15 protein-coding genes are annotated in these 21,894 nt (G+C 43.2%); 14 read left to right on the top strand and 1 reads right to left on the bottom strand.

What is annotated here, in order from left to right; genetic code table 11:
• Positions 1–34: 34 nt before the first annotated feature.
• Positions 35–673, bottom strand: a complete 639-nt coding sequence (locus tag DEO27_RS16240) for a phosphatase PAP2-related protein (RefSeq protein ID WP_112568029.1) — start codon at positions 671–673, stop codon at positions 35–37.
• Positions 674–818: 145 nt separating this feature from the next.
• Between DEO27_RS16240 and DEO27_RS16235 the strand changes: the two genes are divergently transcribed.
• The 14 genes from DEO27_RS16235 (at position 819) to DEO27_RS16170 (ending at position 21,849) form a co-directional block, all read left to right on the top strand.
• Entirely contained in the window at positions 819–1,235 is a 417-nt protein-coding gene (locus DEO27_RS16235; RefSeq protein WP_112568031.1) for a MerC domain-containing protein, read from the top strand.
• Positions 1,236–1,449: 214 nt separating this feature from the next.
• Positions 1,450–1,896 (top strand): Fur family transcriptional regulator, encoded by a 447-nt coding sequence (locus DEO27_RS16230; protein ID WP_112568033.1) that lies wholly within the window; start codon positions 1,450–1,452, stop codon positions 1,894–1,896.
• Entirely contained in the window at positions 1,893–2,705 is an 813-nt protein-coding gene (locus DEO27_RS16225) for an N-acetylmuramoyl-L-alanine amidase (RefSeq protein WP_112568035.1), read from the top strand. The genes DEO27_RS16230 and DEO27_RS16225 overlap by 4 nt, the downstream gene beginning before the upstream one ends.
• 157 nt (positions 2,706–2,862) lie before the next feature.
• Entirely contained in the window at positions 2,863–5,175 is a 2,313-nt protein-coding gene (locus tag DEO27_RS16220) for a family 20 glycosylhydrolase (protein WP_112568037.1), read from the top strand.
• A 237-nt stretch (positions 5,176–5,412) separates the two neighbouring features.
• The gene (locus DEO27_RS16215) at positions 5,413–6,843 is read left to right on the top strand and encodes a serine/threonine protein kinase (RefSeq protein WP_112568039.1); all 1,431 of its coding nucleotides are present in this window, start codon (positions 5,413–5,415) and stop codon (positions 6,841–6,843) included.
• 18 nt (positions 6,844–6,861) lie between these two features.
• A complete protein-coding gene (locus DEO27_RS16210; RefSeq protein WP_112568041.1) occupies positions 6,862–7,827 on the top strand; it encodes a hypothetical protein in 966 nt (321 codons plus the stop codon).
• 90 nt (positions 7,828–7,917) lie between these two features.
• Complete coding sequence (locus DEO27_RS16205) at positions 7,918–9,345, top strand: PP2C family protein-serine/threonine phosphatase (protein WP_112568043.1); 1,428 nt, start codon at positions 7,918–7,920, stop codon at positions 9,343–9,345.
• Positions 9,346–9,348: 3 nt separating this feature from the next.
• Complete coding sequence (locus DEO27_RS16200; protein ID WP_112568045.1) at positions 9,349–13,425, top strand: FtsW/RodA/SpoVE family cell cycle protein; 4,077 nt, start codon at positions 9,349–9,351, stop codon at positions 13,423–13,425.
• Between the two features lie 25 nt (positions 13,426–13,450).
• The gene (locus tag DEO27_RS16195; RefSeq protein WP_112568047.1) at positions 13,451–14,242 is read left to right on the top strand and encodes an FHA domain-containing protein; all 792 of its coding nucleotides are present in this window, start codon (positions 13,451–13,453) and stop codon (positions 14,240–14,242) included.
• Positions 14,243–14,509: 267 nt separating this feature from the next.
• The gene (locus DEO27_RS16190) at positions 14,510–15,445 is read left to right on the top strand and encodes a ring-cleaving dioxygenase (RefSeq protein WP_112568049.1); all 936 of its coding nucleotides are present in this window, start codon (positions 14,510–14,512) and stop codon (positions 15,443–15,445) included.
• A gap of 4 nt (positions 15,446–15,449) precedes the next feature.
• Entirely contained in the window at positions 15,450–16,073 is a 624-nt protein-coding gene (locus tag DEO27_RS16185; RefSeq protein WP_112568051.1) for an alpha/beta hydrolase, read from the top strand.
• 284 nt (positions 16,074–16,357) lie between these two features.
• Complete coding sequence (locus DEO27_RS16180) at positions 16,358–16,942, top strand: RNA polymerase sigma-70 factor (RefSeq protein WP_112568053.1); 585 nt, start codon at positions 16,358–16,360, stop codon at positions 16,940–16,942.
• Positions 16,943–17,067: 125 nt separating this feature from the next.
• Positions 17,068–18,228 carry a FecR family protein gene (locus tag DEO27_RS16175; RefSeq protein WP_112568055.1) on the top strand — a complete coding sequence of 387 codons (1,161 nt, stop codon included), beginning with the start codon at positions 17,068–17,070 and terminating at the stop codon, positions 18,226–18,228.
• 270 nt (positions 18,229–18,498) lie between these two features.
• Positions 18,499–21,849 carry a TonB-dependent receptor gene (locus DEO27_RS16170; protein WP_190295108.1) on the top strand — a complete coding sequence of 1,117 codons (3,351 nt, stop codon included), beginning with the start codon at positions 18,499–18,501 and terminating at the stop codon, positions 21,847–21,849.
• Positions 21,850–21,894 lie beyond the last annotated feature (45 nt).

Below are 21,894 nucleotides of genomic sequence, written 5' to 3'. Positions count from 1 at the left end.
GAAACAAGTTCAGGATGACGGGTTATCGAGTAATTTAATCCAGTCCAAGCCACTTAACCAATCTCCAGCAACCATATACAAAAAATGGTGCGGCAACAACGTCAATAGTATAATGAATGTGCTGTATGAGTAACAACACTACTAATACTATAGCGCAAATTAGGGCGATTAGTTTATCAACAGGTTTTTGCAGGTGCAGGTATACCAGTACCATGGTTGCTGTATGGCCCGAAAAAAACAGGTCTTTAGTGATAAACGTATGTCCGTAAAAAACGCTGGTACTCGGATCAATAAGAGGGACGAGCCCAACCGGTGGATTAAGCTTTACCAAACTGATGGTAACAAAACGTGCTATGCAAACAAGGTTCAGCGTCCAGATGTAGCTGATGCATACCCTTGGGTTATATAATCCTCGCCACATCATGAGCAGGCCCATACTCCAGATGAGTATAAAAATCGGTACCGAAAGATCGTAAGATGGCAAATGGGCCAATACCCAATCGTGCAATACAACGCCATCTGTGCGGCGTTCAATGTACTTAAAAAATGAGGGTAGCAGGTTGATGATAGTAACTATGACAATAGTGGCGCTCAATAATTTAAGCCTGCTGGCCTTGGTATTGTAAGCGCTTTGCCAAAGTTGTTTTATATGATAAATGCGGGATAAATTCAAACTGTATTTTTATTATAAGGCCGCAAAAATACGGTTTGCTGATTAATATTAAGTAATTGTCAGGTATTTGTTAATTTAAGAAGCTGTCGCAAGTATAATAAAATCAGATGCAATTTTGTTGCATTAACTTATTTATATTTGCGTCATGGATTTTCAAAAGCTTTCGCCCCGGCTGGATAATATCGGTATAACCGCGTCAACACTTTGTGCCGTTCATTGTGCGGTTGTGCCTTTGTTGTTTACCAGTTTGCCCCTCGTTGGGCTTGGTTTTTTGGCCAATGCCTGGGTAGAGTGGGGGATGATCATTTTTGCATTGGCTATAGGTGTATATTCCATAGGCTTATCATACAGGCGTACCCACCACCGTACTATGCCCTTAATCATGCTGGTTTTGGGTTTTGCTATCATTATGAGCGGGCACGGGTTGGCTACAGGAAAAACTGAGGCGATGATTGTTCCATTTGGAGGTTTATTGATAGCTGCCGCGCATTATGTAAACTATAAGTATACAGGAGCCTGCAGCCATGATCATAAAACTTATAAACTGAAAAAAGTTGAATAATGGACAAGAGCCACAGGAAATTCTTTTATGCATTTTTGATATTCAATTGCTTTTTGAGCCCGGCTTGCAATCATGAAAAGCATAACGTTTTGATATCTAAGCATCATACTAAGCCAATAAAAAATACCGTTATAAAAGCCGGCAACTAATAGCGCATATTATACGTACCATTATTAAATTAGCGGCCTTATAAAAATAAAGACCTGATTAATACATGACACAAACCCGGGATATCCATCATTTTGAGCATTTGCTTGATAAGCATCACCTGAAAAAAACCGCGCCACGATTGCGGGTTTTATCAATGATGTCGTCAAGGCATACGGCTACCTCCCAGCCCGATCTGGAAAGCCTGATGCATGATATCGACAGGGTTACCCTTTACCGGATCCTTAACGCTTTTGAAGAGAAGGGAATTATTCACAAAGTATTTGATCTTGACGGGACGGCAAATTACGCGCTGTGCTCATCAAACTGCAACGAGCACGATCATCATGATGAGCACCTGCATTTTAATTGTACCCAATGCAAAAATGTATATTGTTTAAATGATCTGAACCTGCCTGCTATCAATCTTCCGGTAGGTTTTGAGCCGCATGGCTTTACTTTGTACGCTCAGGGCCTTTGCCCAAAATGCAGTAAAAAGGCGGTTAAGAAATGAGATACACCGCTTTCCTGGGGATAACCATCCTGTTGTTTTTGTTTCAAAGTTCATTCGCGCAGCAAAAAGATACTATACCGGCTGCTGTTTCAACATTTAAGTTTAAAACGGTTGTTATAGATGCCGGGCATGGCGGTAAGGATGCCGGTGCACGCGGCTCGCATTCGTTTGAGAAAAATGTAACGTTATCGATAGCCCTGAAACTCAAGGCAGCATTGGATACAGCCATCACCGATGTAAAATCTATCCTTACCCGTACCGACGATACTTTTATTCCATTAAACCAGCGGTCGGCTATTGCCAATCAAAATCATGGCAATTTGTTTATCTCCATCCACTGTAACTCGTCGCCGGAGGGTACCGCTGCCCGTGCGCATAAGCAAAAAGGAGTGCTTTTGCTGGTATACGGTTTCCATCGCCTTAAAGAACAGGAAGAAGCTGTGCGTGAAAACTCTTCTATTTTCCAGGAAAAGGATTACAAGCAAAATTACGAGAGCTATGACGAAAGCGATCCCTCTAATCTCATTATCCTTAACGCCTATATTCAGAAATACCGTAAGCAAAGCATCCGTTTCGGCGATTTGCTTGACGACGAATTTACCGGGGTAGATGGGCGCGAGAGCAATGGCGTAAAGGAACAGGGCGTATTGGTGCTGGCCCATAGTGCTATGCCCGCTGTACTCATAGAAACAGGTTTTATCAATAATCCTGAAGAAGAAGAATATCTAAATTCGGACGAGGGACAGCATGAAATTGTAATGTCGATCATCCGGGCGCTTCGTAATTACAGGAAAGCGATAGGATCATAAGTATACCGTTTTATTAATGTAGAGACGCATCACATTCGTCTCCTATACCGTACCTGTCTGTAAGACGCATGTAACGTGTCTCTACAAAAAACGTTTTAACGAGATTCTTCCCTTTCCATCATCAAAAAAAGTATATTCGGTTTTACATTTACTTTTGATGATCAGTTATAGCTTACCCTCGCGCAAACGCATAAAAATTGTTGCTTTAATTCTGTTGTGTATTGGCTTTGTTTTGCCAGGTAAAGCGCAGACCGGAACACAGGGCATTATCCCCCAGCCGGTCAAAATAAAAAGTGATAATATTACTTATGTATTTTCCCGGGAATTTAAAATTGGTTTAGGGCCTGGCATAAGTGCAAGTAATGTTACCTTTTTTAAGGATTATATACGTTTGGTAAGAGATATTCATAAAACTACGCCGTTTGTAAATCACAAGATGGCTGCTTCAAATTTGTGGCTTCAGATCAATCCGAAACGCGTTAGCCAACCTGAAGGATATACCTTAGAAGTTAAACCTCATAGAATAACCATCACAGGGCATGACGAGGCTGGTGTTTTTTATGGCTTGCAATCGCTTGTTCAATTGTTGGATATCAATAAAAGTGAAATAGCGGTTAAAGGTTACTCCATTACCGATTACCCCCGTTTTGCCTACCGGGGCATGCACCTTGACGTAAGCCGCCATTTTTTCGATCCTCAGACCATAAAAAAATGGATAGACCTGCTGGCATTGTACAAGATCAATACCTTCCATTGGCACCTTACTGATGATCAGGGCTGGCGCATCGAAATAAAGAAATATCCTTTGCTGCAAAGCGTATCTGCTTACCGCGATGAAACCATCATCGGCCATAAAAAAGATAGTCCGCACAGGTTTGATGGTAAACGCTATGGCGGCTATTACACGCAGGACGAGGTAAAAGATATTGTAAAATATGCTACCCAAAGACATATCACCGTGATCCCGGAAATTGAAATGCCGGGCCATGCATTAGCAGCACTGGCCGCTTACCCACAATTGGGCTGTACCGGCGGACCGTATAAAGCAGCCACTTACTGGGGCATTTTTGATGATGTGTATTGTGCCGGTAACGACGAAACTTTTACTTTTTTACAAAACGTAATGGATGAGGTGTTGCCTTTGTTCCCTTCAAAATACATCCATATCGGTGGTGATGAATGCCCTAAAACCAAATGGAAAGCCTGTCCCAAATGCCAAAAACGTATTAAAGATGAGCATCTGAAAGATGAAAAAGAACTGCAAAGCTATTTCATCGGCCGGATGGAGAAATACCTGAACAGCAAAGGCAGGCAGATCATTGGCTGGGACGAGATATTGGAGGGAGGACTTACACCCGGCGCAACCGTAATGAGCTGGACGGGCGAGGAGGGCGGGATAGCTGCCGCCAAACAGCATCATGAAGCCATCATGACGCCCGAAAAATATGTGTACTTGGACTATTACCAGTCGCTTTATCCGGCTGAGCCATTATCCGGCGGCGGTTACACGCCATTAGGCAAAGTTTATAATTACGAGCCCGTAACCAACGAGCTCAATGGCGAGGAAGCTAAATATATAAAAGGTGTACAAGCCAATGCCTGGAGCGAATACATGGCCAGTCCGGCGCAAGCTGAGCGGCAGTTATTTCCCCGAATGCTGGCTTTGGCCGAAGTAGCCTGGAGCCCAAAGCAAAGTAAAAACTATGATGGCTTTTTAAAACGACTGAGGTATCATCAACCGTTACTCAATCTGAATATAAACGCCGCTGAAGTTTATGACGAGATCACCGATTCTGTAGCCGAAACAGCGGATCATCAGGTAGCCCTAAATCTGCAAACAACTTTACCCGGTGCTAAAATATTTTATACTACAGATGGTACTGACCCTGGGGTAAATGCCAAAGAATACGGCGGCCCTATCATTGTTGCTTCAACCGGATCGATTAAAGCGGCAGTTTTTATGAAAGATAAACAGGTTGGGCGCGTTTATGAAAAATCGTTTACTATTCATCAGGCCATTGGCAAAACGGTAACACTTAAAAACCAGCCGCAGGGGGGCTATAATCCCGGCAATACATTTGGTTTGGTAAACGGTGTTTTCGGCAGTAAGCTTTATAATGATGGACAGTGGTACGGCTTCAGTGGGGATGACTTGGAAGCCGTGGTTGATTTGGGATCGATGCAAAACGTATCGAAATTAGGGATCAATATATTAAAATACCACTGGCAAAAAATGTGGGAACCTACACTGCTAACCTTTGAGGTATCGGCCGATGGTACTAACTACACCGAGGTTTACCGGCAAACAGATTTCCCGGATAATGGCATCAACGCGGTGCGAGCCAATATCAAAATACAGCAGGCACGTTACATCAGGGTAAAAGCAACCAACAAAGGCATTATTCCGCCGGGCGAGTACATCGCCGGAGCAAAGGCTTGGTTAATGGTGGATGAGATAATTGTTCAATAAGGAACCATGATTTTTAGGATTTAAGGATGCCCATGATAGTTAAATCATATTTCTAATCTTTATATCAAGCAAATAATGGTTGATATTTACATCATGTAATCCTTTAATCAGGCAAATCAAGGTTCAGATTTGCCGAACTTTTTTTTATATTTTTATACCAAACACTAATGCCTGCGTTATGTTGAGTAAAAAGTTTTTAATATTTGTCACGAATACTCATTCCCCAAGTATAACTCAATGAGCAAAGTATTTACTATTACCGAAGGTTTGGAAAACATGGGGGCTTTACGAACGGGCGGTCAGGGCTCTGTTTATAAAGGTCGCCGTTATGGGCCTATAATTACCGCGGTAAAACTCCTGCCAACACCTATTCATACCGAAAGTACCGACGATAAAAATTTTCGTAATTTCCAGAATGAGGTCGAAAAATTAAAAAAGGTAAACGAAGAACCTAACCCCAATGTGGTTAAGATCCTTAATTCGGGTATTACCGAAAGCGGTTCGTTCCCGTTTATTGAGATGGAATATATTGATGGTCCCGATCTGGAAGATCTGCTGAAGCCGCCTCATGAGGCTATCTTTAATATTAAAGAGATCATTAAACTGGCCGATCAGCTGGCAAATGCTTTATCGCACTGCCACAAGGTTTCGGTAAAGCACGGCGATATCAAAAGCAATAACGTTAAGTTCAACGTACACACCGGCAATTATGTGCTGCTTGATTTTGGCCTTTCAGCTATGTCTGATGATCAGCGCCGCACCAGCATCCGTCATGCCGGGGCTATTGAATTTATGGCCCCCGAACAAAACGAGGGCTTGATGTATTTCCAAACGGATGTATATAGCTATGGTATTATCCTGTATGAACTGATAGGTGGCCAGGTGCCTTTCCCGTTAAAAGATAATGGAGAAACCGCTCGTACAGCAGTAATGCTGGCCCACATGGAGGCAGAAGTTCCGGACGTGATGGAATTGCGTCGTAAAAACTTGCCCGAAAGCTGGTCGGAAGAACAAAAGGAAATGCAAATGCAGGTTCCGGCCTGGTTATTAAAGGTAGTTGCAAAATGTTTGCAAAAGGATGTTAGTAACCGGTATGCCAATGGCATCGAGCTTCAGGAAGCTTTAATGCAGGGTAGCATCGGCGCTATCAGCCCAACTCATCCGGATGAATCATGGAATACCGAGGTTTTATTGAAAGAAAACGAACGCCTGCAAGGTCTTGTTTTATATTACCAGGAAAACGAAAACAAGCAGCCTGCACAGGTAATTAACAACGCCCCGGTTGATAATAAAGCTGTGCGTATGTCAAAGCCTATTTTTGTTTTGTTCATGATATTGCTTTGCGGTTTTACCGTGTTTTCGGCAGTGGTGATGGATAAGTTTGGTGGTCGCATTTATCATGGCGTGGTGAACAGGTTGTTTAAATCCTCGAAAAAGCAGACCGATTCAGCGGCAAATAATAAAACTATTTTGCCCGAAAAAAAAGACTCTGTTACGCAGCAACCAAAGGCAAATGATTTTAGGGATGAAAGTAATATCCCACCCGAAGTGGATTCCACTGCCGATTCGATATTGCGCAATATCCAACGTGCAAAGCAACAAAAACAGGATACCCAGTTTTACCGCGACAGCGTAAAAAGGGCTGATACCTCTAACTTAAATTTTTAATGATTTAGCAAATACGGAATGGAACCTAAATCAACTTTTTGGAAACGCATTGGTCTGCAGGACTGGTTTTTGCCCAACGGAAAACCGGTAAATGAAGAGGCCGTTAAAATAAAAGCCCTCACGCCCGATGACGTGTACATGTACATCATTGAAAAATTCAAGGAATCAATCAAACAGTTGTCTTTTGCCGATAGGGTAGTTTTTTACCATGAGTTTATCATCAGCTTTAACGAGGAAGACTATCAGGATTTTGTGAATAATAGATCGGGCTTGTTCGGTATCATTGTTAACGAGTCGGTGAAGAAATTTTATGAGTTGCTGCGCGAGTATCAGGAAGTAGGCAAAAAGGTGGAGCCTTCAAGTTCAAAATGGGTATTCAGGCTGGTATCCCATCCCGATTACAAACGTGGCGATAAAGGCTTTATAGGAAAACTACTGCCCGGCACAAGCAATAAAAAAGAAGAAAACCTGAGGGTAACATTCATTCCCCGCCAAACAGGGGTTGCCCAAACGCTGGATATCAGCAACGATGTTTTAAAAGGCTTTACTTATTACAGCGAGGGCTATTACGAACTGCCTTACGCTAACGATCTGCATTATAACGAAAAAGAGGTAAGCAAGCCCGGAACCAAGGTATTGGCTCGTTTGGAAACTATTATGCCTGATAAGCAATTTGTTGGCCGTAAGGTGGAATACCTGGTAAAGGACGACGATATCGTAGTATCCGGCGAGGATGAAGAAAGGGACGAACAGGCGGTATTCAAAGTGCCGTCTGAATGGGTAAATACGCCGCACCTCCGCATCAGGCTAAATAAAGCCGACGGTAAGTTTTACCTGGCATCATTTGGCGAGCGTACACTGATCAATGAAATGGAAGTAGCCGGGAGCGATGTAAACTCGCCGCAGTGGGTGGAGTTGCCCTTCAATTCCAGGATATTGCTTAACGGTATAGTAGGTATTAACATATTTAAACCCGAACCATAATGTCACAAATATTATCAATAGGGCTGCTGGCTATATGTGTGCTGTTATTGGTAGCTCATTTTATCGACATAAAAAAATCCAGTTAAAACCATGGCAAATAATTTTTTCGGGATAACAGATACCGGTAAGCAAAGGCAAAACAATGAAGATGCCTTTATTGCCGAAAAATCGGGCGATGGTAATTTTATCATAGCCTGTGTGGTTGATGGGGTAGGAGGTTACGCCGGCGGTGAAATAGCTGCCGAAATTGCCCGCGCCACCATCCTGGAGCAGCTGCAATACATAGCGGGCGATATTGTTCCGTTGCTGGTAAATACGTTCACCATTGCCAATCAGCGTATTTACGAAGAAAAAGTACAGAACAAAGAGTTGGAAAACATGGCCTGTGTGCTTACGCTGGCCGTTGTTGATGTGATCAATAATAAATTTTACTATGCCCACGTAGGGGATACCCGCCTTTATTTGCTTCGCGATTATTCACTGATCAAGATCTCAAAAGATCACTCTTTTGTTGGCTTCCTGGAAGATTCCGGCAGGCTGACCGAAGAAGCGGCTATGGATCATCCAAAACGAAACGAGATCAATAAGGCACTTGGTTTTGCAGGACAGATCAGTAAAGACCCTGATTTTGTAGAAACAGGTAGTTCGCCGTTTTTGCCGGGGGATATCCTCTTGCTTTGCAGCGATGGCCTCACCGATCTGGTTGATAAAAGTAAGATCACCGATATCCTTACAAGTAGTGATAACCTGCCTCAAAAAGGTAAAAAACTGATTGATGCTGCCAATAGCCGGGGCGGCAAAGATAACGTGACCGTGGTTTTGGTTCATAACGATAAAGAACGCAAACAACACAGTGCCACCAAGCCCGTAGCTACCGCAAAAACGGTAGATCAGCCAGAAGTAGTTCCTGCGCCGATAAAGAAGCAGGAAGAGCCCGAACCTGTAGTGAAAACCAAAGGCAATGGCGGTACAGTAGCCATACTCACACTGCTCTGTTTCATTTTTTTAGGCGGATTTATCTGGCAGTTTAAAAAGAACGCCGATCAGGCTGCTATTCCTAAAAAAACAGATACACTGGTAGCCCAGCCGGTAAAAAACGCAGTAGAACTTAAGCTGCAGGACACCATCAATAAATTAAAAGGCCATACGCTATTGCTTTCGGCAGCCGATTTTCAGCAGCCAATTGTATTGAGCGATACTTTGCATATCAACAAGGATAGTCTTTACATCAAAACCAAAGGCGCTATCATATTTAAAAAAGATTCAACCTATAAGGGACCTGCTATAACGCTTGCTGCCAATTGTAAATATGTGGTGCTGGATAGTGTTGCCTTTGATGGTTTCCCCACAGCTATCGTGACGCATAATGATGCTTTGGTTTTGAAAAATGTGCAGTTCAATAACTGTTTAACACCGGTACAGGTATCGTACCTGTTCCCTAATAAGAAATATATCTCAGGCAGGTTGTTTGGCAGTATGTTCAAAACTGATTCTGTCCCAACTAAAGCTACCCACTAATAAATGGCCCAGGAAAAACCAAAAGTACCCGGCAGAGGAATGGAACGGCTGTTCCTGTTGCTTACAGGCATACTGCTGGCCGTTTTATTTGTAAGGCTTTACAGTGTGCTGCAACTTAAGTTTACCGATGTTGATAAACGCCTGAAAGATGGTACCATCGTAAATCTTAACTCGCCTAATACAGCTCAAAATGTTAAAGCGTTATTAAAAAAAGGCTACTATTTTGATGACCCGCGTGATGTGGATTACATAGAATCGGTAATTGCATCGCGTAAGGCAGCCGGCGACCTGGTTGATAATACCGGCGAACTTAATAAACGCAAATATTATGTAAATGCTGATGAGGCTTTTGAAAAAGGCGGCGAAACGTTTAAGAAACGTGTACTTACATCCCGTACGCTTTTAGGCTATACGGGTGATGACTCCACACGCTTTGAGCAGGAATTGAAAAATCCGCCATCATTAGGGGCCCAAACAGACCTCAACCTCGGCGAATACAGCATCAAAGGAACTATAGCGCATAAAGGCGAACCCGTACCCGGCGTATTAGTGAAACTGACCATGATATTGCCACGTGATAGTATTTTCAGTGACGAGGAAACCGGTGCGAAAACATCTTTTTCGGAGAATGGGGCGTCGTACAAAAAACTGTATGTGCTTAACGATCAGAAAAAGAAGGTATTACAGTCACTAACAGCCTTTGCCCGTACCGATGCCGAAGGCCGGTTTGTGTTTGCGCAATTGCCCACGGGTAAAGCATTTTCGGTGTTGCCGATGCAACCAGGTTTTGAATTTGGCCGCTCGCAAGGCATTGATGAGCTGGATAAAGATGTAAGCTTTAAGTTTAGCCAGGCGCCACATAGCATCAAGCTGCTTTCTACCCGCGATTTTAATATCCTGAAAAAAGAAGGCGCGTTCATAGTACGTTACCAGGATGAGTTTAATATGTGGTACTGGATTATAGCCGGCAGTTTTTTTGCCGGGTTTATCATCGTGCACTTATTACTCAGCGCGCGGTATCCCAACGCCGATCAGATCATTTTACCGCTGATCATGATGCTTACCGGGATCTCGTTCCTTACCCTTTTAAGTTTGCAGGACCCACTGCGCGACAGGTTTTTGGCTAAGGATACGCTTATTTATCTTGGTATAGGTATAGCAGGCATCTGTATTATTCAGTTGTTTAACCTGCGTAAGCTCAATCCGGATTCGGGCTTTTACCGTTTGCTTGTTTTTAAATGGAGCAGGAGCGCTGCCAACGGCTGGCCATGGGCTATTGTAGCAATGGCTATACTTTTCTCTACTATTTTATTCGGCTCCGGTCCGGAGGGTAGCGGTGTAAAAGTTAATCTGCTGGGTTTTCAGCCGAGTGAAATTGTAAAGTATCTCATTGTTATTTTCCTTGCAGGATTTTTTGCCACTAACGAAAAATTCATCAGTCAGTACGCCAGCTGGAGCAAGCGTTGGTCGTTCTTTTCGTTCGCGCTTATCGCTACTATAATCACGCTGTTACTGTTTTTGGTTTTGGGCGATTTGGGCCCGGCCATGGTAATTTGCTTCACTTTCATTATCCTGTTCTCGTTTTCACGGGGCGATTTCCTGTACATGGCGGGTTTTGTGGTGCTGTTTGTGCTTACCACATGGTTTTTTGATAGTGTGTGGCTTAGCGCGGTTATCACGTTTTGTTCGCTTGGTGGCGTTGTGTTTTTCAGGCGCAGGAGGCTCAGCGAATCGGCCATTATGGCTTTGGTGGTGATCACCGCGTTTTTAACCATCGACAAAATTCCTGGTCTTGATAAAATTATCCCCGGTCCGGTGGAGCGTTTGGTTGAACGTAAAGCCATTTGGCAGGATGCCTGGAATAACGAGGTATATGGTGGCGACCAGGTAGCCAACGGCCTTTGGGCTATGGCCAGCGGTGGTTTAAGTGGGCAGGGTGTAGGGCAGGGCTTCGCCAAAACAATTCCTGAAGCACATACCGATATGATCCTGCCATCCATAGGCGAGGAGTTTGGCTGGGCCGGTATGGCAGCCGTGTTCATCCTGTTTTTATTGTACCTGCATCGGTCTATAATCATAGGCAGGCAAACGGGGATGCCACTACTATTCTACCTCAGCGCAGGCATAGGGGTATGTACCTTTGTGCAGTTTTTGCTGATAGCGGGCGGCTCTATTGGCGCGTTGCCATTATCGGGTGTTTCCCTGCCTTTTGAAAGTTATGGTGGCTCATCGCTGGTAATAAACCTGTTAGCGGCCGGTTTCCTGTTATCTGTATCGTCGGTACGTGGTACGGCAGTGCAAATGGATTATATCACCAAACAACAGGACAAAAACCTGGTGCCTGCATTGGCGGCTGCGTTGGCCGGAGTGATATTGCTGGTAACCAATGTTTCACGTTATACAACTGATAATAAACAGTGGGTGGTAAAACCTGCTTTAGTTGCCGATAAAAGCGGACTGCGCATGTTTAGCTATAATCCGCGTATAGCCATATTAATGAACAGATTGCAGGCCGGTACTATCTATGATCGTAACGGACTTATCTTGGCTACCAGCAAGCCCGAGCTTATCGAAAAACAAAAGAATAAGTTAAGCGCTTCGGGCATGCTGCATTATGACCTGGATTCTGCTATGCACAAGCGTTTGGACAGGTTTTATCCTTTTGAAGAGCAAATGTTTTTTTGGACGGGCGATCAAAATACCGGGGTATTTAACGGGAGCACCAATGGTTATTTTGCCGAATATGAACATGCCGCCGAGCTTCGCGGCTTCCATATGCCTATTACCAATTATAACGTTAAGGCATCACGCTACCAGGAAGACCGGTTTTTGCCCCGCGGCATGAAGGAAATGACCGTAGCTAAAAAAGATTACAGCGCTTTGGCTAACCTTCTTATCAGCGACATCAACGGACCGGAAGTAGAGGCGTTTAAAAATAAGAATCGCGATGTAAAGCTTACGATGGATGCCGATTTGCAAACCAGTATCCAGCAATCTATAGCGTCTGACACTTCGTTGTATGATAACCGGGTTTCCGTTGTGATTGTTGAATCAAATACCGGCGATGTGCTTACCTCTGCACAATATCCGTTGCCTCCGGTGCATAACTGGGATCAGCTTACTATGCCCCTCGCCGATCAGAATAAGCTGGCAACATGGTTAACCACTACCGATCTGGGTTTTACCTATGCCAGTCAACCGGGTTCAACAGCCAAAGTTTTAACGGCGATGTCGGCATTTAATAAATTGGGAATAGCTGCTGCTGAAGTACAGTATCACGTAAGCACCGAAGAGCGGATCCGTACTAAAGGTATCGAGCCCGATGAAACCGGGATGATCACGATGGAACGGGCTATCGCCAAATCAAACAACGTTTACTTTATTAAGCTGGCCAATCAGGAGCACCTTGAAGAATACATGGCTACGCTGTATCTTAAAACAGGTATGTTTTTGCATGGGGTAGGTGGTTATTATTACAATAAGCCAGTGCTAAACGTCTCTCAGGAAGATAAGTGGCGCGCTTTATGGCGTAAAACCGAGTTTAATACCAAGCCACGGTACGATCCTAATAATATCCATAAAACAAGGGCCAAGGGTATTTCGGGTATGGCTTGGGGACAGGGCGAGTTGATTGCTACTCCGGCAGCAGTGGCGAGACTGGTATCCGGCGTAGCCAATAGCGGCGTATTGATGCCTAACAGGTTTGCGCTTAAAATTGCCGACTCGACAGTGAATGTGAAAAGCGGCATCAAACTGGCCGATGACCCGCGTTATGCCGCTTTGTTAAAACAATATATGATTGAGCAAAGTGCGCCTAAAACACCTATATTAGGTATAAAGGTTGCGGGTAAAACCGGTACGCCCGAGCGTATTGTCAGGAATCAGAGTGTTAACGATGGCTGGTATGTTTTCTTTGCACCAAAAGAAAAAGGCAGCGGTTACATCGTAGTTTGTATCCGTGTTGAATCTACCCGGGGATCATCAGACGCGGTGCATTTGGCCGGGAACCATGTGATACCATTCCTGTTAAAAAAAGGGTACATAAAAAGCATGGAAGCGGAAACCACCACCGAAGAATAGTATTTAAACAGAAAGGAAAGAGCAAATGGCATTTAGTTTATTTAAAAGAAGCGGCGAAAAGCAACCCTGGGATGTAAAAAGCTTACGTGAAGCGATATTGCGCTTCATTAAAGAATCCTTACAGAAGATAGAAGGTGGGGAAGGTGGCCATATTAAAGAGCTGAAGCTTTATATAGCTGCCGATACTGAGGATAAACCTATTTATGAAGGGGCGGTTTATGTACATGATAAACAGCTGTTCAAAAACGAGGTGCAAAAAATAGCCGACGATTTTGCTATCAATCTACCATCCGACTGGACGCTTGATGTTGAATTTACAGAACAGTTTCCTACAGATGCCAAACGAATGCACGACCTGGATGTGGCCTTTGTCATGAATACCCGTAAGCAGGTTGCCCATAATGCAGCCTCCTTTACCGCTTATTTGCGCATCCTGAGCGGCGAGGCCGAAAAAGAAGAATACCAGATCAAAGCTGCCGACCCTAAGCTCAACATCGGTCGGGATAAAAAGGCCGTGACCGAAAATGGTTCGTTCAGGCTAAATCAATTGGTTTTTCCTGGTGAGAGCCGGGACGAAAGCAACAAATACATCAGCAGGCAGCACGCTCACATTGAATGGGATAATGAAAGCGAACGTTTCATGATCTTCGCCGATGAGGGCGGGGTTCCTCCACGCAACAAAACCAAGATTCATATAGCCGCTGATGGCAAAATGATCAAGCTTAATTCAACCCAGATAGGCCACCCGCTTAGTGAAGGCGATCAGGTTATATTGGGTGAATCGGCGGTGTTTTTGTATAGTACGGTGGCGTCTTAAGTTAGTGTTATTGGCCATTGTTAAAATTATGTCATTGCGAGGCACGAAGCAATCGCACGGAAGCAGGGCCGCCCTGTAGAGCATGCGATTGCTTCGTCGTTCCTCCTCACAATGACATAATGAAGACCGTTACTTAGAAATTCTTTTCAAATAAAAATCTCTCTCCCCGTTTTTCTTATCCTACATCAAGTGCCGCCGGCTAATTTGACCGTAATTTTGAATCATAATAACACAGCAAGTATTAAAAGATTTAAAACAAGGACAACAATGGAAAACACTATAAACGGCATTCACCACATCACTGCAATTGCAGGTAATGCCAAAAAAAACTATGATTTTTATACCCGTATATTAGGCTTAAGGTTGGTTAAAAAAACCGTAAATTTTGATGATCCCGGTACATATCACTTATACTATGGTGATGGAAACGGTACTCCCGGCTCTATCCTTACTTTCTTCCCCTGGGAAGGTATAACAAGCGGTCGTCGTGGTGCGAGGCAGGTAACCGAAATTGGTTATTCAGTACCGGAAGGAAGTCTTGATTTCTGGTTGAAAAGGTTTGAAGACAACAACGTAATCTATAACAAACCGGCTGAAAAATTTGGCGAACAGTATCTTACTTTCCTGGATCCCGATGGTTTGAAATTTGAGCTCATCGTACCAAAAACAGCCGATAACCGCAAACCCTGGGAAACAGCCGAAGTAACCGCTGCTAACGCTACAAAAGGTTTTCACAGCATCACTATAACATCAAACAAAATTGAGGCGACTGCCAAAATATTAACCGATGTATTAGGCTACCGTTTGTTAGAGCAACACGTTAACCGCTACAGGTTTATTACCGATGCTGTTGAAAATGCAGCAATTGTTGATCTGGTTGAAGTTGCCGGAGAAGTTGCCGGTCATGTAGCCGGTGGCTCTGTTCACCACGTTGCATTCCGTGTACCTAACGAAAAAGTGCTGATGGAATACCGTGAAAAGATAGCCAACCTTGGTTTGCATATCACCGACAAAATAGACAGGAACTATTTCTATTCACTATACTTCCGCGAACCAGGCGGTGTTTTGTTTGAAATTGCGACTGATAACCCAGGCTTCGCGGTTGACGAACCGGTGGAATTATTGGGTACAGGTTTAAAATTGCCTGCACAGTATGAAAACCTGCGCGGCGAGTTAGAAAAAGCATTACCATCATTAGTTTAATCAGATGTACAGGCACACAAAACAGGTTGTTTCGGCGGGAGTTCCCGCCGAGCAGGCCGATAAAGCCATCATTATGCTACATGGTCGCGGAGCATCGGCAAACAGTATAATCTCGCTTAAAGACCATCTTGAACTGGATGGTTACGCCATCTTTGCTCCACAGGCTAATGAACATAGCTGGTATCCTTACAGTTTTATGGCTCCGGTTCAGAATAACCAGCCTGCATTGGATTCGGCCCTTGAGGTAATTGGCGAGTTGGTTGAGGATATTAAACAAAAAGGAATAGCGCAGGAAAATATTTATTTCCTTGGTTTTTCGCAGGGAGCTTGTTTAACGCTTGAATACATTACCCGTAACGCGGGCAGCTATGGCGGAGCAATCGCTTTTACAGGAGGATTGATAGGAGAGCAGTTAGTTAAAGAAAACTATAAAGGCGATTTTAATAATACCCCAATACTTGTTACCACCGGCGATCCGGACCCACACGTACCTGTGAGCAGGGTTAATGATAGCGTTGAAATATTAAAAACTTTAAACGCGGATGTTACCCTTAAAATTTATAAAGGCCGCCAGCATACTATCTCACACGAAGAATTAGTATTGGCAAATGAGATATTGAAGAATTGATTGTTTTCAAAGTTGAGTGTTTTAAGAGTGGAGAGCCGCCCGGAGGGGTGGCTCTTTTTTTATGTTTCGATAGAAAGACTGGTTGATAATGGTTGCTTAACAAATAAATTATATCCGCATTTTTTGTTAATCTTTAACTTATTTTATATGAATATTTGATAGATGGGATTTGTAATTAACTCATTGGTAAACAGCAGTTAAGCTTATTTTTACTTTTTAAATATAATAACTTAATATTTAAGTAATTTTAGCCTTTGTTTTTCTGATAACTTAATTGGTAGACTATGTCTGATAAAATTGTGATGAGCGATACGGTGCTCATTAGCCACTTAAAGGCTGATGATGAAGCGGCGCTAACAATGATTTACAGGCGATATTGGGCTTCGCTTTTTAAGGCAGCATATAATATTCTGAAAGACAGGCAGGCCTGCGAAGATATCATCCAGGAGCTGTTTATAAAACTTTGGGATTGCCGTGCTGAAGTTCAGATCAACGTATCGTTAAAAGCCTATTTGTATGCATCGGTACGGTATGGTGTTTACAGGCAGATCCGGACAGGCGCACCCGTTAGAAACGAAATTTTTGATGATCTGATTGAACGCTTGCATACCCCTGCCACACACAACAGCATCGAACATAAAGAACTTTTATTGCAAATAAACCAGGTAATTGATACCCTGCCCGAAAAATGCCGGGAAGTGTACAAACTTAGCCGTGAAGAATGCCTGAGTCATAAAGAAATTGCGCTGCAACTAAATATCTCCACCAAAACCGTCGAAAATCACTTAACTAAAGCGCTTCGTGAGCTCCGAGGCTCTTTGAGTACTGTATTTATCGTGGAAGCGCTAATGTTTCTGTTGGATAAATAATATTCAAGTTGCTGATTTTCAGCATGTATTACTGCGGTTAATGCATCTTTGAAAATATTTTTAATTTTTTTTCACTTCGGCGTAGGGGATACCCCCATTTTTTTACTCTCCCTCACAAAACCACTATGGTGCAAAAGCAAGAATTTTTACAGCTGATAGATAAATACCTGACCGGGCAAACAACTGCCGCGGAGAAGGAGCAGCTGTTGAATTTTTTTGAAAGCTTTCAGGGCGATGCCGACGAGTGGGATGAAACAGTTCTTGGCGTTAAACAGGAACTGGAAGACCGTATGTTAGGCAATATCAGGCAAGCTATAGCCGAACCGGTATCTAACAAAAGCCCGAAAGTTGTAGGGCTTCACTTTTTCAGAAATGTAGCCGCTGCTGTAATACTATTGGCCGTATCAGGTACCGCTGTTTATCACTGGTATCATAAACATGATCAGCAGCAATTGACGGCGCAAAATAAAGCGGTTGTAAAACACGATGTGGATCCTGGTGATAACAGGGCTATTTTAACCCTGGCCAACGGTACCAAACTGATATTGGATTCGGCAAAGATTGGTTTGTTGAGCCAGACGGGCAACATCAGCGTAAATAAAATCAGTGATGGCCAGGTAGTTTATTCTGCCGATAAGGATCAGCAAAACGGACCTGTTGCTTATAACTCTATCAGCACCCCTGTAGGAGGCCAGTACCAGGTTGTACTGCCCGATGGTTCAAAGGTTTGGCTTAATTCGGCCTCTTCCCTGAAGTTTCCCACAGCGTTTACCGGTAACGAACGTGAAGTAGAACTTACCGGCGAAGGTTATTTTGAAGTGGCCAGAAATAAAGCAAAACCTTTTAATGTGAAGGTTAAAGATATTAACGTATCTGTATTGGGTACCCATTTTAACATCATGGCCTACAATGACGAGGCCGCGGTTAAAACTACGCTGCTTGAAGGCCTGGTGCGTTTAACGCATGGCAATGTAAGTGGTACGCTTAAACCCGGTCAGCAGGGTGTTATAAATGATAAAGGCATTAAAATTATTGATGTTGATACCGACGAAGCGGTAGCCTGGAAAAATGGCTTTTTTGACTTTGAGCGGGTAAACATACAAGATATTATGAAGCAGCTTTCGAGGTGGTATGGTACCGAAGTAATTTACGAAGGTAAAATACCTGATGATGAGTTTGTAGGTAAGATCAGGAGGGATGTAAAACTATCGCAGGTGTTGCATATCCTTGAATTAAGCCACGTGCGTTTTAGGATCGAGAACAAAAAGATAATTGTTACCCCTTAAAATAACCGGCAACTGATTTTTAACCGCTAACCTCAATCTATGAAGAAACACTGACTATAAGACCTCAAAATATTCCAACCTAAGTTCCCTTATCCAAATTGAAAGAAAAGCCGGAAGCGCTGCAACGCTTCCGGCATAATGAATTGGATCAATCTTTCCTGAGTTTTCAATAACAGATTTTTTTAACCCAAACATCACGAAGTTATGCATTTAAACTTTACTGGTAAAGTATTTAGTGCCTTTGGTACACATTCAAAACTGTTTTTGACGATGAGATTAACCGTCTTATTACTAACTATCGGCTGCCTGCAGCTAAGTGCTAAAAGCTTTTCACAATCTATAACTCTGAATGAGAGGAATATAGCTATCGATAAAGCTTTTAAAGCAATTGAGAAGCAAAGCGGCTACTATTTTTTCTACAGGTATAAGGATATCTCAAAAACCAAACCGGTTAATCTTTCACTTAATAACGCCACATTACAGGAAGCTTTACAACAGTGCTTTAGGGATGAACCTTTAACTTATGTTATTGATGATAAAAATATCATCGTGAATAAAAAGAATGCTTCAGATGGAAGCGCGGCACAAGCACCTATAACCATAAGCGGTACTGTGGTGGATGATAAAAATCAACCGCTGCCGGGTGTTAATGTTAAAGTGAAGGGTACCAATGTTGGTGCTATAACAGGTGTGGATGGAAAGTACACGCTCAGCGCTGAAGACAATGCTACGCTGGTTTTTACATTTATCGGTTTTCAAACCAAAGAGGAAGCAGTTAATAAGCGGACAACTATCAACGTTGTTTTGGGTGAGGATAACAAAGAATTAAAAGAGGTTGTTGTTGTTGGCTACGGTAATCAGGAACGTAAAGATGTAACAGGCGCAGTCGGTACGGTAAAAATGGCCAATATTAAAGAGATCAAGGCTGCAAGTGTTGATTTGAAGCTGGCCGGTCAGTTGGCTGGCGTTACTGTAAACCAGGTTACAGGTACTCCGGGCGGTGGCGTATCTGTTAATATCCGGGGCGCAGGTTCAGTAGGTGCAGGTGATGATCCGCTATATGTTATTGATGGTTTCCCTATTTCGCCTGGGTTTGATCAGTATTCTAACCCTTTAAGTACTATTAACCCGGATGATATTGAAAATATCAGCGTACTAAAAGATGCCGCCTCTACGGCTATATACGGTTCGAGAGGTTCAAACGGGGTTATTTTGATCACTACAAAAAGGGCAAAAAAAGGCGAATCAAGTGTTACTGTTAATACCTCGACAGGTGTGCAAACGATATTGTCGGGAACCAAGCTTAAAATGATGACTGCCCAGCAGTACGCGCAATGGCGTATTGAGGCTTTACAGGATCTGGATAAGGTAAACAATGTACCTTTTAGTACAGATCAGGTACCCGAAGCGTTCAGAAACCCACAAGCATTGGGTAAAGGTACCGATTGGTATGACGCCGTTACCCGTAACGCACCTATGCAAAATTATGATGTTACCGTAGCAAACGGTACTGATAAGATGCGTTCCTTATTTTCATTAGGATACTTTGACCAGGAGGGCACGGTGCTTAATACCGGCTTCAGAAGATATTCTGTAAAAGCCAATATGGACGCAGACCTTTTTAAAAATGTTACCGCAGGGCTTAGTATAGCGCCAACTTATAGCCAACGTAAATTACAGCAAACCGATGGTCACTTTGACCAGGCTATACTAAGCCAGGCTTATCTTGAAAGTCCACTTACACCGGTGAAGCAACCCGATGGATCATATACAAGTGTGGTGGGTTCGGCGGGCAACGGAAATATTGCCGGTACAGCATTGAATGCCAATCCTGTAAGCGAGTTGTTAAATACCACCAACAAGTATGCTCAGTTCCGCACATTGGCCAATACGTATGTTAACTGGGAAATAATTAAAGGGCTTGATATCAAGTCTACTTTTGGTATCGATTATCAGAACAGCAATGGCGACTACTTTCGTCCCTCGTTTTTGGGCGGCTTCCGGAATGCCAATAAAGATGGAACACAGGTAAAGGCTGTTGGATCATTTAACTCGTCAAATTCATTTAACTGGTTAAGTGAAAACTCAGTTACCTATAAAAAAACCTGGGGTAATCACTCTTTAACTGTTTTGGGCGATTATTCAATACAGCAGGAAACCAATCATTATCGTTTAACCTATGGTACAGGTTATCCGGATGATGTGATCCAGTCTGTGAGGGCCGCTACAATAATTACAGCAAGCTCAACCGATGAAGAGTGGAGGCTATTATCATTAATAGGCAGGGTAAATTACGCGTTTAAAGACAAATACCTGCTAAGTGCATCTATACGCCGTGACGGATCTTCGAGGTTTGCACCGGGGCACAGGTGGGGCACTTTCCCATCGGTATCAGGCGGTTGGCGTATTTCAGACGAATCATTCTTTCCGAAAACAAATGTGATCGATCAGGTTAAATTTACAGCCAGTTACGGTCATGCCGGTAACAATAGCGTTGGTAACTATGATTACATTGCTACGGTAGATCAAACTAATTATACTTTTGGTGGCGGAATAGCTCCCGGTAAATCAATTACCTCCCTTGGTAACGCCGAAGTAGGCTGGGAAACTACCAAACAGTTTGACGTTGGCATGGACCTTTCATTATTCAAAGGTCGTGTTTACTTAATTGCCGAGTATTATAACCGCTTTACCGAAAGGTTATTACAATATATACCTATCCCGACTGTTTCAGGCTATGGATATGCGTTATCTAACGTCGGGAATGTACGTAACAGGGGTTTTGAATTTACAGTAACCACCAAGAATATCGTTAGCAAAGCTTTTAACTGGAGTACAGATTTTAACATTTCGTTTAATCGTAACAAGGTTATGAGTCTTGGCCCTACACCTCAAATCTATGACGCGCCCCTGAATGACAACCCAACCAGCATTACTATGGTAGGGTTGCCTCTCGGGCAGTTTTACGGGTATATTTTTGAGGGTATATTTCAAAGTCAGGCCGATTTGGACAAGTATCCTCACTTTGATGGCGAAACGGTTGGCAATATCAGGTATAAGGACGTAAATCATGATGGCGTTCTTGACGGGAAAGACCAGGTGCCAATTGGCAACCCGTGGCCTAAGTTTACATTTGGCTTTAATAACCATTTCAGTTATAAACAATTTGATTTGAATATCATATCAGCCGGCTCGGTAGGGGGACATGTTTTTGACATGTACAAGCAGTTTACTACCAATCTGGATGGTATTTTTAATGTTGAACAAAGCGTTATAAACCGCTGGCGGTCACCGCAACAGCCTGGAGCCGGGTTAATACCAACCACAACATCAAATACTGGCCTGGCCCGCGATTTTTACCCCTCATATTGGGTGGAGAGCAATTCCTACTTGATGGTAAAGAATATCGACTTTGGGTATAATTTCAAAACTAAGTTCAGCAGAAATTTCAGGGTGTATTTCAGCGCTCAGAATGCCATTCTTATAACCGGATACAAAGGAGGTAATCCCGAGGTTGGTATAGAGGGGCAGCAGGGTAACCGTTCGTTATCGCCAAATGTGAACTTTACAGGCTATCCTGTTTCTGCAGTTTATACTTTGGGCTGTAACGTAACCTTTTAAGCGCTGTAATTATTAAAAACTCAATTGAGCAACATTAAGAATCGG

Source organism: Mucilaginibacter rubeus, from assembly GCF_003286415.2.
Lineage (GTDB): Bacteria > Bacteroidota > Bacteroidia > Sphingobacteriales > Sphingobacteriaceae > Mucilaginibacter > Mucilaginibacter rubeus_A.
The sequence above is the reverse complement of the archived record's forward strand: the minus strand, read 5'-3'. Positions and strand labels throughout refer to the sequence as shown.

Excerpts from the sequence above, each read along its gene's own strand:
- DEO27_RS16195 (WP_112568047.1), top strand. The coding sequence starts at position 13,451 with ATGGCATTTAGTTTATTTAAAAGAAGCGGCGAAAAGCAACCCTGGGAT.
- DEO27_RS16200 (WP_112568045.1), top strand. The coding sequence starts at position 9,349 with ATGGCCCAGGAAAAACCAAAAGTACCCGGCAGAGGAATGGAACGGCTG.
- DEO27_RS16235 (WP_112568031.1), top strand. The coding sequence starts at position 819 with ATGGATTTTCAAAAGCTTTCGCCCCGGCTGGATAATATCGGTATAACC.
- DEO27_RS16185 (WP_112568051.1), top strand. The coding sequence starts at position 15,450 with ATGTACAGGCACACAAAACAGGTTGTTTCGGCGGGAGTTCCCGCCGAG.
- DEO27_RS16175 (WP_112568055.1), top strand. The coding sequence starts at position 17,068 with ATGGTGCAAAAGCAAGAATTTTTACAGCTGATAGATAAATACCTGACC.
- DEO27_RS16170 (WP_190295108.1), top strand. The coding sequence starts at position 18,499 with ATGAGATTAACCGTCTTATTACTAACTATCGGCTGCCTGCAGCTAAGT.
- DEO27_RS16205 (WP_112568043.1), top strand. The coding sequence starts at position 7,918 with ATGGCAAATAATTTTTTCGGGATAACAGATACCGGTAAGCAAAGGCAA.
- DEO27_RS16220 (WP_112568037.1), top strand. The coding sequence starts at position 2,863 with ATGATCAGTTATAGCTTACCCTCGCGCAAACGCATAAAAATTGTTGCT.
- DEO27_RS16230 (WP_112568033.1), top strand. The coding sequence starts at position 1,450 with ATGACACAAACCCGGGATATCCATCATTTTGAGCATTTGCTTGATAAG.
- DEO27_RS16210 (WP_112568041.1), top strand. The coding sequence starts at position 6,862 with ATGGAACCTAAATCAACTTTTTGGAAACGCATTGGTCTGCAGGACTGG.
- DEO27_RS16225 (WP_112568035.1), top strand. The coding sequence starts at position 1,893 with ATGAGATACACCGCTTTCCTGGGGATAACCATCCTGTTGTTTTTGTTT.
- DEO27_RS16190 (WP_112568049.1), top strand. The coding sequence starts at position 14,510 with ATGGAAAACACTATAAACGGCATTCACCACATCACTGCAATTGCAGGT.
- DEO27_RS16215 (WP_112568039.1), top strand. The coding sequence starts at position 5,413 with ATGAGCAAAGTATTTACTATTACCGAAGGTTTGGAAAACATGGGGGCT.
- DEO27_RS16180 (WP_112568053.1), top strand. The coding sequence starts at position 16,358 with ATGTCTGATAAAATTGTGATGAGCGATACGGTGCTCATTAGCCACTTA.